12 protein-coding genes are annotated in these 15,475 nt (G+C 66.1%); 11 read left to right on the forward strand and 1 reads right to left on the reverse strand.

From position 1 onward, the window contains the following. Positions 1-166 precede the first annotated feature (166 nt). The 11 genes from G3446_RS10365 to ubiD all read left to right on the forward strand — a co-directional run bounded on the left by G3446_RS10365 (position 167) and on the right by ubiD (position 14,989). Complete coding sequence (locus tag G3446_RS10365) at positions 167-1,348, forward strand: phosphoglycerate kinase (RefSeq protein WP_164452761.1); 1,182 nt, start codon at positions 167-169, stop codon at positions 1,346-1,348. A gap of 69 nt (positions 1,349-1,417) precedes the next feature. Then, complete coding sequence (pyk, locus tag G3446_RS10370) at positions 1,418-2,860, forward strand: pyruvate kinase (protein ID WP_164452762.1); 1,443 nt, start codon at positions 1,418-1,420, stop codon at positions 2,858-2,860. A gap of 328 nt (positions 2,861-3,188) precedes the next feature. Beyond that, entirely contained in the window at positions 3,189-4,253 is a 1,065-nt protein-coding gene (gene fba, locus G3446_RS10375) for a class II fructose-bisphosphate aldolase (RefSeq protein WP_164452763.1), read from the forward strand. Positions 4,254-4,529: 276 nt separating this feature from the next. Beyond that, entirely contained in the window at positions 4,530-5,642 is a 1,113-nt protein-coding gene (locus G3446_RS10380; RefSeq protein WP_245232423.1) for a CHASE domain-containing protein, read from the forward strand. Continuing rightward, complete coding sequence (locus G3446_RS28020) at positions 5,636-5,785, forward strand: PAS domain-containing protein (protein WP_245232424.1); 150 nt, start codon at positions 5,636-5,638, stop codon at positions 5,783-5,785. Before G3446_RS10380 ends, G3446_RS28020 begins: the two co-directional genes overlap by 7 nt. A 38-nt stretch (positions 5,786-5,823) precedes the next feature. After that, entirely contained in the window at positions 5,824-6,354 is a 531-nt protein-coding gene (locus G3446_RS10385) for a GAF domain-containing protein (RefSeq protein WP_342450090.1), read from the forward strand. A gap of 124 nt (positions 6,355-6,478) precedes the next feature. Continuing rightward, positions 6,479-6,901: a PAS domain-containing protein gene (locus G3446_RS10390; protein WP_164452764.1), complete on the forward strand. Its 423-nt coding sequence runs from the start codon at positions 6,479-6,481 to the stop codon at positions 6,899-6,901. Positions 6,902-7,168: 267 nt separating this feature from the next. After that, positions 7,169-10,564: a transglutaminase family protein gene (locus G3446_RS10400; protein ID WP_164452766.1), complete on the forward strand. Its 3,396-nt coding sequence runs from the start codon at positions 7,169-7,171 to the stop codon at positions 10,562-10,564. A gap of 239 nt (positions 10,565-10,803) precedes the next feature. Next, positions 10,804-11,319, forward strand: a complete 516-nt coding sequence (locus G3446_RS10405) for a CNP1-like family protein (RefSeq protein WP_245232425.1) — start codon at positions 10,804-10,806, stop codon at positions 11,317-11,319. A 133-nt stretch (positions 11,320-11,452) separates the two neighbouring features. Then, positions 11,453-13,486 (forward strand): oligopeptidase A, encoded by a 2,034-nt coding sequence (gene prlC / locus G3446_RS10410; RefSeq protein ID WP_164452768.1) that lies wholly within the window; start codon positions 11,453-11,455, stop codon positions 13,484-13,486. Between the two features lie 21 nt (positions 13,487-13,507). After that, a complete protein-coding gene (gene ubiD / locus G3446_RS10415; RefSeq protein ID WP_164452769.1) occupies positions 13,508-14,989 on the forward strand; it encodes a 4-hydroxy-3-polyprenylbenzoate decarboxylase in 1,482 nt (493 codons plus the stop codon). Between the two features lie 101 nt (positions 14,990-15,090). Here ubiD and G3446_RS10420 read toward each other — a convergent pair whose 3' ends face one another. Further along, positions 15,091-15,366 (reverse strand): RNA recognition motif domain-containing protein, encoded by a 276-nt coding sequence (locus tag G3446_RS10420; protein WP_164452770.1) that lies wholly within the window; start codon positions 15,364-15,366, stop codon positions 15,091-15,093. Positions 15,367-15,475: the final 109 nt, after the last annotated feature.

The following is a 15,475-nucleotide window of genomic DNA, read 5'->3' on the forward strand; positions in this document are numbered from 1 at the left end:
CACCCTGCGTTGCTCGCTCCGAGTCGTAGGGTGGACAAGCGCAGCGCAGTCCACCACAAGCTGGCGGCTGGTAGCTGGAGGCTAACAGCTTCCCAAGAGGCTTGAGGCAAGGCCCACCTTGGCCCTGAAGCCTTTACACAACTACAAGACCCAAGAGGATACGACTATGTCCTTCATCAAGCTCGCCGACCTCGATCTGGCCGGGAAACGGGTTCTGATTCGCTCCGACCTCAATGTCCCGGTCAAGGACGGCAAGGTCACCTCGGACGCACGCATCACCGCCTCCATGCCCACCTTCGAGCACTGTCTCAAGGCCGGCGCCAAGGTGATGGTCATGTCGCACCTCGGCCGCCCGGAGGAAGGCGTCTTCTCCGAGGAGAACTCCATGAAGCCGGTCGCCGACGACCTGAGCGCCAAGATGGGCCTTGAGGTCCGACTGGTGCGCGACTACCTGGAGACGCCCCCCGAGGTTGCCGATGGCGAGCTGGTCCTGCTCGAGAACGTCCGCTTCAACAAGGGCGAGAAGAAGGACGCCGAGGATCTCGCGAAACAATACGCATCCCTCTGCGACGTCTTCGTCATGGACGCCTTCGGCACCGCCCACCGCGCCCAGGCCTCGACCCATGGCGCCGGCAAGTTCGCGCCGACCGCCTGCGCGGGTCTGCTGCTGAGCGAGGAGCTGGACGCCCTGCAGAAGGCGCTCGCCAGCCCGGCGCGCCCCATGGTCGCCATCGTCGGCGGCTCCAAGGTCTCCACCAAGCTGACCGTGCTCGAGGCCCTCTCCGAGAAGGTCGATCAGCTCGTCGTCGGCGGCGGCATCGCCAACACCTTCCTGGCGGCGGCCGGCCAGAACGTCGGCAAGTCGCTGTGCGAGCACGACCTCATCCCGACCGCCAAGGCGCTGATGGAGAAGATGACCGCACGTGGCGCGACCATCCCGATCGCCACGGATGTGGTCTGCGGCAAGCAGTTCGACGAGAACGAGCCCGCCGTGTCCAAGGCTGCCGACGAGGTCGCCGACGACGACATGATCTTCGATATCGGCCCCGACTCCGCGCAGGCACTGGCGGACATCATCGCCAAGGCCGGCACCATCGTCTGGAACGGCCCCGTCGGCGTCTTCGAGTTCGACCAGTTCGGCGAGGGCACCAAGACCGTCTCCATGGCCATCGCCAATGCCCCTGGCTTCAGCCTGGCCGGCGGCGGCGACACCATCGCCGCCATCCAGAAGTACGACATCTACGACAAGGTGTCCTACATCTCCACCGCAGGCGGCGCCTTCCTGGAATACCTCGAGGGCAAGACGCTCCCCGCGGTTGCCATGCTGGAAGCCCGCTCCAAGGATTGATCTCACTTCCTAGACCAGCCGCCAGCCCTCAGGGCTGGCGGCTGGTCGCTGGAAGCTGGAAGCTTACATATGCCAAGACGCACAAAGATCGTCGCGACCCTGGGTCCGGCGACAGATCCCATTTCCGTGATGGACGAGATGATCGCCGCAGGCGTGGATGTCGTCCGTCTCAATCTCTCTCATGACAGTCACGACCGCCATCGCGAGCGTGCCGAGCGCATTCGCGAGCGCGCCGTCGCCGCGGGCCAAGAGGTCGCGGTGCTCATGGACCTCCAGGGCCCCAAGATCCGTATCGGCAAGTTCGCCCAAGGCCAGGTCGAGCTCGCGCACGGCGAAAGCTTCGCGATCGACGCCAACTGCGGACCCGACGAGGGCGACCAGACCCGAGTCGGCACCACCTATGCGCGGCTCGCCAACGACGTCCGCCACGGCGACACCCTGCTGCTCGACGATGGCGCCATCGAGCTCTGGGTCGACACCGTCGCGAACGGCCGTATCGACTGCAAGGTCGTGGTCGGCGGCACCCTGTCGAACAACAAGGGCATCAACAAGAAGGGCGGCGGCCTCTCCGCCCCGGCCCTGACGGACAAGGACAAGGAAGACATCCGCTTCGCCGCCGAGATCGATGCCGACTATCTCGCCGTCTCCTTCGTGCGCAGCGGCAACGATGTCCGGCTCGCGCGTGAGCTCTTCCACTCGGCGGGCGGCCGCGGCGGCATCGTCGCCAAGGTCGAGCGCGCCGAGTCTCTGAATGACATCGACGACATCATCAACGCCTCCGACGCCATCATGGTCGCGCGCGGCGACCTGGGCGTGGAGATCGGCGACGCCGAGCTGCCCTCCGTGCAGAAGCGTCTGATCAGCCGCGCACGCGAGCTGAACGCCGTGGTCATCACCGCGACGCAAATGATGCAGTCGATGATCGAGAGCCCGATCCCGACCCGCGCCGAGGTCTTCGACGTCGCCAACGCCGTCCTCGACGGGACGGACGCGGTCATGCTCTCGGCCGAGAGCTCGATCGGCAAGAACCCGGTCAAGGTCGTCGAGGCGCTCGATCGCATCTGCCTGGAGGCCGAGAAGGCGGTGACGCGCTCCGGGCATCGCATCGACTCCGTCTTCGGCCGCGTCGACGAGGGCATCGCCATGGCGGCCATGTACACCGCCAATCACCTGGGCGTAAAGGCGATCGCCGCGCTGACGGAGACCGGCTCGACGGTGAAGTGGATGTCGCGTATCAGCTCGGGCATCCCCATCTACGCCATGACGCGCTTCCAGGAGACGCGCCGCAAAGTCGGTCTCTTCCGCGGCGTCTACCCGGTCGCCTTCGATGTCGCCAGCACCGACATCCACGAGGTCAACCGCGAGGTGATCGAGGTCCTGCTCGCCGACGGCACCGTCCAGAATGGCGATCTGGTCATCATCACCAAGGGCGATCGCTCCGGGGTTGAAGGCCAGACCAACATCATGAAAATCATGCGTGTCGGCGAGCACAAGCTCTTGGCCGGAGACTGACCGGCGAGTGGGCAGTGGGCAGTGGGCAGTGGGCAGTGGGCAGTGGGCAGTGGGCAGTGGGCAGTGGGCAGTGGGCAGTGGGCAGTGAAGCCAACCTCTTCCGCCGCCTTGGCGTCAAGGCGGCTCGCGCTGCACCTAGGCCGTTTCTGCCCGCCGAATTGCCGAATCCTTGGCAGCGACCAATGCGACTGGCGACGTTCTTGAGAATCTGTCCACTGAAAACTGTCCACTGTCCACTGAGCAACTGTCCACTGAGAACTGCCCACTTTCGACAACCGCTCCATCAACAGCAACCGAGCAACAGCAACCTTAACGACGAGGACTCCCAATGGCTCTCATCTCACTCCGCCAGATGCTGGACCACGCCGCCGAGCACGGCTACGGCGTGCCCGCCTACAACGTCAACAACCTCGAGCAGATGCGCGCCATCATGGAGGCCGCCGACGAGACCGACTCCCCGGTCATCGTGCAGGCCTCCGCCGGTGCCCGTAAGTACGCCGGCGCCCCCTTCCTGCGCCACCTCATCCTCGCCGCCATCGAAGAGTGGCCGCACATCCCCGTCTGCATGCACCAGGACCACGGCACCTCCATGCCCGTGTGCCAGCGCTCCATCCAGCTCGGCTTCTCCTCGGTCATGATGGACGGATCATTGGGCGAGGACGGCAAGACCCCGACCTCCTACGAGTACAACGTCGACATCACCCGCCGCGTCGTCGACATCGCGCACGCCTGTGGTGTCTCCGTGGAAGGCGAGCTGGGCTGCCTGGGCTCGCTCGAGACCGGCCAGGCCGGCGAGGAAGACGGCATCGGCGCCGAGGGCACCCTGGACCACAGCCAGCTCCTCACCGACCCGGAAGAGGCCGCGGACTTCGTCAAGAAGACAGGCGTCGACGCCCTGGCCATCGCTATCGGCACCTCCCACGGCGCCTACAAGTTCACCCGTCCGCCGACAGGTGACATCCTGGCGATCGAGCGCATCAAGGAGATCCACACCCGCATCCCCAACACCCATCTGGTCATGCACGGCTCCTCCTCGGTGCCGCAGGATTGGCTCAAGATCATCGACGAATTCGGTGGCGACATGGGCGAGACCTATGGCGTGCCGGTCGAGGAGATCGCCGAAGGCATCAAGCACGGTGTGCGCAAGGTCAACATCGACACCGACCTGCGCATGGCCTCCACAGGTGCCATCCGTCGCCACCTGGCCGAGAACCGCAAGAACTTCGACCCGCGCAAATACTTCACCGCCGCCACCAACGCGATGAAGGACATCTGCAAGGCCCGCTACGAGGCCTTCGGCACCGCGGGCAACGCCAGCAAGATGACGGCATTGTCCCTCGAGGCCATGACCCACCGCTACGAGAAGGGCGAGCTGGATCCGAAGGTCAACTGATCGTCGCACCCAATTGCAGCTCAAGGGGCGCCTCGGCGCCCCTTTTTTTGGCCTGCCTCATCCTGCCAGCCGGCCACCAAGGAGGACGCGGCGCCCCGGACGCTCTGACAGCCCAGGCGCGATGGCCCATGCTGCCGGGGTGCCCAGCCATTTCGTGCCCCGAATGCAGCCCCAAACCACCTGCCAGCCAAGATGCCCCGCCCCGGGCACACTCCTCCACGTCGAGACCACGCAAGAACGGTTGCCGCGTTGAGTCTTCGGCAAGCACTCGCACAGATGCGCCTCGTCAAAGGCCCATGGCTGGCAGCCGTCGCGGCGGCCGTCGTCATCCTCGCCGGTGAGCAGCTCATCGAGCAGTCGCTGCGACAGCACCACCGGGAGGAGGTGAAGCTCGAGGTCTTGACCGAGCTCGCGCCCCTCAGAGCGCGCCTCGAAGGCGTCATCACGTCCAATCTACTCCTGGTGCATGGCATGGCTGCCGTCATCGCCGCACACCCCGACATCGATCAGCACGAGCTCGGCCGCATCGCCACGGGCCTCGTCGACGACCGTCGCGCCTTGCGCAACATCGCGGGCGCGCCCGACACGGTGATCTCGCTCATGTATCCCATGCAGGGCAACGAAGCCGCGATCGGTCTCGACTACCGTCGACCGCCAACGCAATCGGAGGCGGCGCTGCGCGCCGTGCTGACCGGCGAGACCACGCTGGCAGGCCCTCTGGAGCTGGCTCAAGGCGGAATTGCCATCGCCGCGCGCGAGCCCGTCTACATCCCGGCCCCACCAGCGGCAGCAGAGCCGCGTCTTTGGGGACTCCTCGCCGCCGTCATCGACCTCGACGCCCTGTACCAGCAATCCGGGATCCTCGATGCGGCAAACACGGGCGAGCTGCGCCTCGCCCTGCGCGGAGCCGACGGCCTCGGAGCTCAGGATCGCGTCTTCTTCGGTGCCCCCAATGTTTTCGTGGAAGACCCGATCACCCTCGAGATCAGCATTCCCGGCGACGCCTGGCAGATCGCCGCCATCCCGCGGGTCGGCTGGGACCAGGTCGCGCCCAGACTCTGGATGGCCCGCCTGCTCGGCCTCATCACCGCGACCCTAGGGGCGGCCATGGCCTTCCTTCTGGCACGCAGCAGACAGGCGCTGGCAGCCAGCGAGGGACGCCTGCGCACACTCCTCGACACCATTCCAGACCTCGTTTGGCTCAAGGACCCGGACGGCGTCTATCTGGCCTGCAACCCCCGCTTCGAAGCCGTCTTCGACGCCAAGGAGACGGCGATCCTGGGCAAGCGCGACCACGACTTCGTGGATGCCGACCTGGCGGACTGCTTTCGCGAGCACGACCGGGCCGCGATCGCCGCCGGTGTTCCGAGGATGAACGAGGAATGCTGAGGTTTGCCAGCGATGGCTATCAGGGCCTCTTCGAGACGCTCAAGACCCCCTTGAAAGATCGCCATGGACAGCTTCTTGGGGTGCTCGGCATCGCTCGGGACATCTCGGCGCGCAAGGAGGCCGAGGACGCATCCAGCGCCTGAACCGCATCGACGCCGTCCTCAGCGGAATCAAAGGGGCCATCGTTAGAGAGCGCGACCCAGAATCGCTCTATCGGGCAGCCTGTCGCGTTGCCGTCGATGTCGGTGGCTTCAAGCTGGCCTGGATCGGCCTTCTCGACCCGGAGAGCAGCCGGATCGAGCCAATCGCCCACGCCGGAGCGGCCGGCGATTACTTGGCACACTTGAGCATCTCGCTAGCCGACGCGGAGCGCGCCCACGGCCCCACCGGACTCGCCATCCTGCGCGGCCGGCACGCCGTCTGCAAAGCCATCGCGTCGGACTCGCAGATGCTTCCATGGCGCGATGCCGCCTTGGCGCGCGGCTTCCGCGCATCGGCGGCCTTCCCCATCTGGGTCGCCGGCACCCTGCGCCGAGTCTTCAGTCTCTGTGCCGACCATGAAGGCTTCTTCGACACCGAGGCGTTGCGTCTCCTCGACGATCTGACGGCGGACCTCGGCGTGGCCCTGGAGCTTATCGAGGCAACGGCCGAGCTGAGAGCCCAGCGCGACATCCTCGACCGCACCGATCATCTCGCCCAGGTCGGCGGCTGAGGAAGGGCTGCGCTTCTTCCAGGGCACCCACCGCGAGAAGATCGAGGCAGCCATCAGGGCCGCGTTCTAAGAAGCCCTCCCCTATGATCTCGAGCTGGTCTCGGCCAAGGGCATCCGCAAATGGGTGAGAACCCAGGGCCGCCCGATTCTGGAGGCAGGGCGTGTCGTGCGCCTGGAAGGCGCCATTCAAGACATCACCGGCCTCAAGGAGGCCATGACGGAGGACCGTGAAAGCGGCAACCTGCTCGACTCCTTCTTCCAGGTGCTGCCGGACCTCTTCTTCTTGGTGGACAGGGAAGGCAGGCTGCTCGACTTCCGCGGCGCACACGTCGAAGGCCTCTATCTCCCTCCGGAGGAGTTTCTCGGCCGGCGGGTGCGCGATGTCCTGCCGCCCGAGGTGGGCGCGGCCTTCGAGCAGAATCTCGCCCTCGTCGAGCAGAGCGACAGGCTCGCCTCGTTCGATTACGCCTTGACGATGCCGACGGGGCTCAGACACTTCGAAGCCCGGCTGAGGGCGTGGAGACCGAGGCCCAGCTCGCCTTCCTGAGCCAGCGCGACTGCCATGCCTGCCAAGGCTTCTTCCTCGGCCGGCCAATGCCCGCAGAGAACTTCCTCGACACCTTCGCCAAAGGGGACCGCTGAGCCAGCGCCTTGCCGCGCCAACCGATCGGCCGCGGAGACGAGACAAGCAGACGCTTTTGTGGGATCGTTGGCATCCGTGCAGTACCTGCCCCCGACGCCCGCGCCAAGCGTGAATCCAACGCCGCATTGTCGCCGAGCTTCCCGAGACCTCAGCCTTTAGGAATCACTCCCGATGTCGATTCTGGTCGCCCTGAGCCACAAGACCGAATACCGCTTCGACCGCTCCGTCGCCCTCGCGCCCCATGTGATTCGGCTGCGCCCGGCCCCGCACTGCCGCACGCCCATCCGCTCCTACTCGCTGCGCATCGAGCCGGAAGAGCACTTCATCAACTGGCAGCAAGACGCCTTCGGCAACTATCTGGCCCGATTGATCTTTCCCGAGAAGGCCCGCAAGCTCACCGTCGAAGTGGACGTGATCGCCGAGATGATCACCATCAACCCCTTCGACTTCTTCCTCGAAGAGAAGGCCTACCACTACCCCTTCGAGTACGAGCCGGAGCTGAGCAAGGAGCTGACGCCCTATCTGGAGATCACAGACGACGGCCCCTTGCTCAAGGAGTGGCTGGCTAGCGTCGACCTCACCAGGCGCGAGACCGTCTACTTCCTGGTCGACCTCAATCGCCGGCTGCAGGAGGACATCGGCTACGTCATCCGCATGGAGCCGGGCGTCCAGAGCTGCGAGCACACCCTGTCCACCCGCCGCGGCTCCTGCCGCGACAGCGCCTGGCTGCTGGTCCAGATCCTTCGGCACCTCGGACTCGCCGCGCGCTTCGTCTCGGGCTACCTGATTCAGCTCACCTCCGACGTCAAATCGCTCGACGGACCCTCGGGGCCAGAGCGCGACTTCACCGACCTCCATGCCTGGGCCGAGGTCTATGTCCCCGGGGCCGGCTGGATCGGCCTCGACCCGACCTCCGGCCTCTTCGCCGGAGAGGGCCACATCCCGCTGGCCTGCTCGCCCTCGCCGCGCAGCGCCGCGCCGATCGCCGGTGCGACCGGCATCTGCGAGGTCGAGTTCTACTTTCACAACCGGATCGAGCGCATCCACGAAGATCCACGCGTCACCAAGCCCTATACCACCGAGCAGTGGACCGCGATCGAGACCCTCGGACACCAGGTGGACGCGGAGCTGACGGCGAACGACGTGCGCCTGACCACGGGGGGCGAGCCGACCTTCGTCTCCATCGACGACATCGACGGCGCGGAGTGGAGCATCGCGGCGCTGGGGCCGACCAAGAAGCCCCTCGCCGAAGACCTGCTGCTGCGCCTCAAGAAGCGTTTCGCGCCCGGCGGCGTCCTGCACATCGGCCAGGGCAAGTGGTATCCCGGCGAGCAGCTGCCGCGCTGGGCCCTCTCCTGCTACTGGCGCAAGGACGGCGAGCCCGTGTGGCGCGATCCCGCGCTGCTCGGCCAGGAGAGCACCAGCTACGGCCACGGGCCGGAGCAGGCCGCAACCTTCATCCGCGCCCTCGCCCATCACCTGGGCGTCGCGCCCGAGCACGCTAGCGAGGCGCATGAGGACGCCTGGTACTACATGTGGAAGGAGGCCAGACTCCCGGCCAACGTCGACCCGCTGGACAACAAGCTCAAGGACCCCAACGAGCGCAAGCGCATCGCGCGGCTCTTCGAGCAAGGGCTCGACAAGGTCGCCGGCTATGTCCTGCCGCTGCGCTGGTGGGGCTTCGGCACGGACGGCGGCTGGAAGAGCGGTCGCTGGACCTTCCGCGACGGACGCCTCTTCCTCATCCCGGGCGACTCGCCGATGGGCTTGCGCCTGCCCTTGGACGCCCTGCCCCAGGTCCCGGAATCCGAGCTGGATCAATTTCCAGAGCGCAACCCCTTCGAGCCCGTGGAGCCGCTGCGCTCGCCCTTCGACGAGGTCGCCCGGCGCTACAGCCGTCTGGTCGAGCCCAGCCAAACGCCGCAGACCATTCGCGAGCAGGGCACTGAGCCGCGCGACCTGGCGGCACGCCATGGCCGCCTCGCCCCGTTGGACGACTCGCAGCAGCCGATTCAGCCGCAGGTGGCATTACGCGCCGATCTGCACCCAGACCGCATCCGCACCGCGCTCTGCATCGAGTCGCGCGAGGGACGCCTCTACTGCTTCATGCCGCCGCTGACGCATCTGGAGCACTGGCTGGACCTGGTGATGTGCATCGAGGACACCGCCGCCGAGCTGGGCATGCCCATCATCATCGAGGGCTATGAGCCACCGCGCGATCCGCGTCTGCAGAAGCTCGGCGTTACGCCAGATCCCGGCGTCATCGAGGTCAACATCCACCCGGCGGAGAGCTGGGACCAGATGGTCAGCGATACCCATGTCCTTTACGAGGAGGCGCGCCTGGCCCGGCTCGGGACCGAGAAATTCATGCTCGACGGCCGCCACACGGGCACAGGCGGCGGCAACCACGTGACCCTCGGCGGCCCGACGCCTGCGGACAGCCCCTTGCTGCGCAAGCCGGACCTGGTGCAGAGCCTCATCGCCTACTGGCAGCATCACCCGAGCCTGTCCTACCTCTTCTCAGGCCTCTTCATCGGCCCCACCAGTCAGGCCCCAAGGGTCGACGAGGCGCGCGACGACCGCCTCTACGAGCTGGACATCGCCTTCCAGCAGATGCCGCCGGGCGAGGTGCCCCAGCCCTGGATCGTCGACCGCATCTTGCGCAACCTGCTGACCGACGTCACCGGCAACACCCACCGCACCGAGTTCTGCATCGACAAGCTCTATTCGCCGGACAGCGCCTCCGGGCGCCAGGGGCTCGTGGAGTTCCGCGCCTTCGAGATGCCGCCGCATCCGCGCATGAGCCTTGCTCAGATGCTGCTGCTGCGCACCCTGGTCGCACGCTTCTGGAAGGAGCCCTACCGCCGCAAGCCGGTGCGCTGGGGCACCGAGCTGCACGACCGTTTCCTGCTGCCGCACTTCGTCCGCCAGGACTTCGAGGACGTCATCTGCGACCTGCAGCGCGCCGGCTATCCCTTCGACATGGCCTGGTTCGAGCCCTTCTTCGAGTTCCGCTTCCCGCACTATGGCGACCTGGTCACGGAGAACGGCATCGACGTCGAGCTGCGCGCGGCCATCGAGCCCTGGCACGTTCTCGGCGAAGAGGTCAGGGCACAGGGCACGTCGCGCTTCGTCGACAGCTCGGTCGAGCGCATGCAGGTCAAGGTCAAGGGCATGACCGAGGAGCGCCACGTCCTGGTCTGCAACGGCCGCCGTGTCCCGCTGCGCCCGACCGGGCGGCGCGCCGAGGCGATCGCCGGCATCCGCTTCAAGGCCTGGAGCCCACCCTCCGGGCTGCACCCGACCATCCCCTCGCACAGCCCCCTGGTGCTCGAGATCGTCGATCTCTGGAACCGCCGCAGCCTGGGCGGCTGCACCTACTATGTCGCCCACCCGGGCGGGCGCAGCTACGACAGCTTCCCGGTCAACGCCTATGAGGCCGAGGGTCGCCGCATCAGCCGCTTCCGTGTCCTGGGCCACACCCCAGGCGAGATCGACCCACCGCCCGAGGAGCCGGCCGGCGAGCATCCCTACACGCTCGACCTGCGCTATCGGCCCGGCTGCTGAGCGGACCGGGCGAGAGGCCGCGGAACGAGCGCGAGCGCCGATCATCGCTCAGCGCGCCCAAGGATTCGCCAGCCGAGCCTCGCTCGGCCGGCAAGCGATAGCGGTTTCGCCCGGACAAGCCCTCTTGGAAGCCAATGGCAACTTTTGAGACCATCATCACTCGACCAACCAGACCAGGGACTGCGGCCAGGATGCGATCCGCCCTCTTCATCTGCCTGATCCTTAGCTCACTCGCTTGTATGGCCGCCCGTGATGACGCCTTCGTCCCGGATCCGACGCCACCAGGCCCATCGGACATCCGTCCAGGCACACCCTGGCAGGAGGCGGCCGTTCGGCTACCGCCGTGGCCGGACGATGCGGACCTGGTGGAATTCGAGCTGGACGGCTCCGCGGATCCCTTCCGTTATTTCATCGACGCCAAGCACCTGAGCGTGGGTCCGGATCGCGTGGTGCGCTACACCCTGGTCGCCCAGGGACGCAACGGCACGCGCAACCTCTCCTTCGAAGGCATCCGTTGCAGCCCCAAAGGCAGCTACAAGGTCTTCGCCTATGGCACGGGAGGCCGCTTCAGTGCGCTGGAAGGCGGCGACTGGCAGCAGATCTCCAACCTGGACGGCGAGCGCTACCGAAAAGACCTGTGGCGCTTCCACTTCTGTGTCCCCCGTGAATTCAAGCCGCGCCCGAAGCAGGATATGATTCGCTCATTGCAGGGACGGATCGCGCCGCGCCAGAACACAGGTTTTCAGGCCGATTGACCGGGCAGCGGTCGGATCCATTGAAGATCCGCTAAGCCCCCGCACCTCAAGCTCAAACAAGACGCCGCCGGCAGTGCGCACAGCACCGCCGGCGGTGTGACCCTTTTCAAGTTTTGCAGTCGTCAGAATCTCTATGCCCAATCCCCTTCTCGAGCAGGTCGGCTTGCCGGCCTTCAACCTGATCAAGCCCGAGCACGTCGAGCCAGCCATCGATAACCGCCTGGCCGCCTGCAGGGAGCTGATCGACCGCCTGACCAGCGAAGTCGACATCCCCACCTGGGAGAGCTTCGTCGAGCCGCTCGAGGAGATGGACGATCTCCTCAGCCGCACCTGGTCTCCCGTCGGCCACCTCAACGGCGTCCTCAACAGCGAGGCCCTGCGCGCGGCCTACAACGCCTGCCTGCCCAAGCTCAGCGAGTACGGCACAGAGGTCGGCCAGAACGAGGGGCTCTTCCGCGCCTACCAGACGGTCGCGGCACAGGAGCATCTCGACCAGGCCCAGCGCAAGCTGCTCGACAACGCGCTACGCGACTTCCACCTCTCCGGCGTCGACCTGCCGCCCGAGAAGAAGGCGCGCTACAAGGCCATCAGCCAAGAGCTGTCGCAGCTCACCAGCAAGTACTCCGAGAACGTGCTGGACGCCACCAACGCCTGGAGCAAGCTGATCGAGGATCCCGAGCGCCTCAAGGGCCTGCCCGAATCAGCGCTCGCCCTGGCCAGCCAGAACGCCGCGCAGCAGGGGAAGGACGGCTGGCTGTTCACCCTGGACATGCCCTGCTACCTGCCCGTGCTCACCTATGCGGACGACCGGGACTTCCGCTTCGAGATGTACGAGGCCTATGGCACGCGCGCCTCCGACCAAGGTCCACACGCCGGGCGCTGGGACAACACCGAGATCATGGAGCGCATCCTAGCGCTGCGCCACGAGCTGGCGCAGCTCCTGGACTTCGCCAACTTCGCCGAGCGCTCGCTGGCGACCAAGATGGCGCGGGCCCCGGATGAGGTCGTGGGCTTCCTGAAAGATCTCGCCGAGCACTCGGTGAAGCAGGCGCGGCGGGAGCTGGGGGAGCTCGAGGCGTTCGCCCGCGAGCACTATGACGTGACCGAGCTGGCGCCCTGGGACATCGCCTACTACTCGGAGAAGCTGCGCGTCCACCGCTATCAGATCAGTCAGGAGGAGCTGCGCCCCTACTTCGCGCTCTCGCGCGTCCTCTCCGGGCTCTTCGGCGTCGTCGAGCGGCTGTTCGGGATCCAGATCCAAGAGGTCGAGCACTTCGAGACCTACCACCCGAACGTGCGCTTCTTCGAGATCCGCGACCTCCTGACCGGTGCCCTGCGCGGCCAGTTCTACCTCGACCCCTACGCGCGCCAGAACAAGCGCGGCGGTGCCTGGATGGACGTCTGCACCAACCGCATGCACACCACCCGCTGCGACCAGATCCCGGTCGCCTACTTGGTCTGCAACTTCACGCCGCCAGTCGGCGAGAAGCCCTCGCTGCTGACGCACAACGAGGTCGAGACCCTCTTCCACGAGTTCGGCCACGGGCTGCACCACATGCTCACCAAGGTCGACTATCCTGGGGTCGCCGGGATCAATGGGGTGCCTTGGGACGCGGTCGAGCTGCCCAGTCAGTTCCTGGAGAATTGGTGCTGGGAGCGCGACTCGCTGGACCTCTTCGCCGTGCACTGGGAGACGGGCAAGCCGCTGCCGCAAGACCTCTACGACCGCATGACCGCGGCCAAGAACTTCCAGTCCGCCATGCAGATGGTGCGTCAGCTGGAGTTCGCGCTGTTCGACTTCCGGATGCACCTCGAGTACGACCCGAACAAAGGGGGGCGTATCTACGAGATCCTCGAGCAAGTACGGGATCAGGTCGCCGTCATCCGCCCGCCGGCCTTCAACCGCTTCGCGCATGGCTTCTCGCACATCTTCGCCGGCGGCTACGCGGCCGGCTACTACAGCTACAAATGGGCGGAGGTCCTGTCCGCGGACGCCTTCTCGCTGTTCGAGGAGAAGGGGGTCTTCGATGCCGACACCGGGCGTGCCTTCCTGGAGAACATCCTGGAGCGTGGCGGCTCAGAGGACGCCATGAAGCTCTTCGTCGACTTCCGTGGACGCGAGCCCAACACGGATGCCCTGCTGCGGCATTCCGGAATCGCGGCTTGAGCCGAGGCCGATGACGCAACGATGAAGTATCAGGATCTGCGCGATTTCATCGACCAGCTGGAGCAGCGCGGCGAGCTCCAGCGCATCAGGGTCGAGGTCGATCCCTATCTGGAAGTCACCGAGATCTGCGACCGCACCCTGCGCGGCGGCGGCCCGGCGCTGCTCTTCGAGCGACCGAAAGGGTCTGAGATACCCTTGCTCGGCAATCTCTTCGGAACCCCGCAGCGCGTCGCGCTCGGAATGGGCGAGGATTCCGTCGAGGCATTGCGCGAGGTCGGCAAGCTGCTCGCCTTCCTCAAGGAGCCCGACCCGCCAAAGGGCATGAAGCAGGCCTGGGAGACGCTGCCGATCTTCAAGAAGGTGCTGGACATGGCCCCCAAGGTGCGGCGCAACCCGCCCTGTCAGGAGGTCTCTCTGGCAGGCGAGCAGGTCGATCTCGGGCGCCTGCCGATCCAGCACTGCTGGCCGGGCGACGCCGCCCCCCTCATCACCTGGGGCCTGGTGATCACGCGCGGCCCGGAGAAGGCGCGGCAGAACCTCGGCATCTATCGCATGCAGGTGCTCGGGCGCAATCGCGTCATCATGCGCTGGCTCGCGCATCGCGGCGGCGCACAGGACTTCCGCGACTGGCAGCGCGCCCACCCGGGCAAGCCCTTCCCCGTCACCGTCGCCCTGGGCGCGGACCCGGCCACCATTCTCGGCGCCGTGACGCCTGTGCCGGACAGCCTCTCCGAGTATGCCTTCGCGGGCCTGCTGCGCGGCAGCCGCACCGAGCTGGCGGCCTGTCTGGAGTCCGACCTCCAAGTCCCGGCGAGCGCCGAGATCGTGCTCGAGGGCCATATCCACCCGGACGACATGGCCCCGGAAGGCCCTTTCGGCGACCACACCGGCTACTACAACGAGGTCGACCGCTTCCCGGTCTTCACCATCGACCGCATGACCCAGCGCAGCAATCCCATCTACCACAGCACCTACACGGGCCGTCCGCCGGACGAGCCGGCGGTGCTCGGGGTCGCGCTGAACGAGGTCTTCGTCCCCATCCTGCAGAAGCAGTTTCCCGAGATCCTCGACTTCTACCTGCCGCCCGAGGGCTGCTCTTACCGACTCGCGGTCGTGAGCATCAAGAAGCAGTATCCTGGACACGCCAAGCGGGTGATGATGGGCGTCTGGTCCTTCCTGCGCCAGTTCATGTACACCAAGTTCGTCATCGTCGTGGACGAGGATGTCTGTACTCGCGACTGGAAGGATGTCATCTGGGCCATGACGACGCGCATGGACCCGGTCAGAGATACGGTGATGGTCGAGAATACGCCGATCGACTATCTGGACTTCGCCTCGCCCGTGTCCGGGCTTGGCTCCAAGATCGGCTTCGACGCCACCAACAAATGGCCGGGCGAGACTCAGCGGGAGTGGGGTCAGCCGATCCGCATGGACGAGGCCGTGACGGAGCGGGTCGACCGCATTTGGGATGAGCTTGGGATTCGGCTGACCGATCGCCCCTGAGCCGCGTCGAGCGGAAAACAGACATCCCAAAGACGAACGCCGAGGCAAGATCGCCTCGGCGTCAGCGCCCCTGGATCGGGGCCGGGCTTATGCAGTGTGCATCAGTACCTGGCCGAGCCCCCACGCGGCCTCTCGGCGCGCGGACGCGCCTCGTTGACGGTCAGCTTGCGCCCTTTCATGTCGGCCTCGTTCAACGCCTTGATGGCCGCGTCCGCGTCGGAGTTGCTCGGCATATCGACAAAGCCGAATCCCTTCGACTGACCTGAAAACTTGTCCTTAATCACCTCTGCACTGGCAAGCTCACCGAACTCGGAGAACATGTCACGCAGATCATCGTCTGTGACGCTATAGGGCAGATTGCCTACGTAGATCCTCATCTCTCTTTTCTCGCGCTCATCATGTGCGTTGACCGAACGGATGCCGCCGATGGCCAACACACAAGCCGGACCGGCAGCGGGCGAAGCTCACCCAAGCCTGACGAGCCGT

The sequence above is a fragment of the Thiorhodococcus minor genome, from assembly GCF_010820565.1.
Lineage (GTDB): Bacteria > Pseudomonadota > Gammaproteobacteria > Chromatiales > Chromatiaceae > Thiorhodococcus > Thiorhodococcus minor.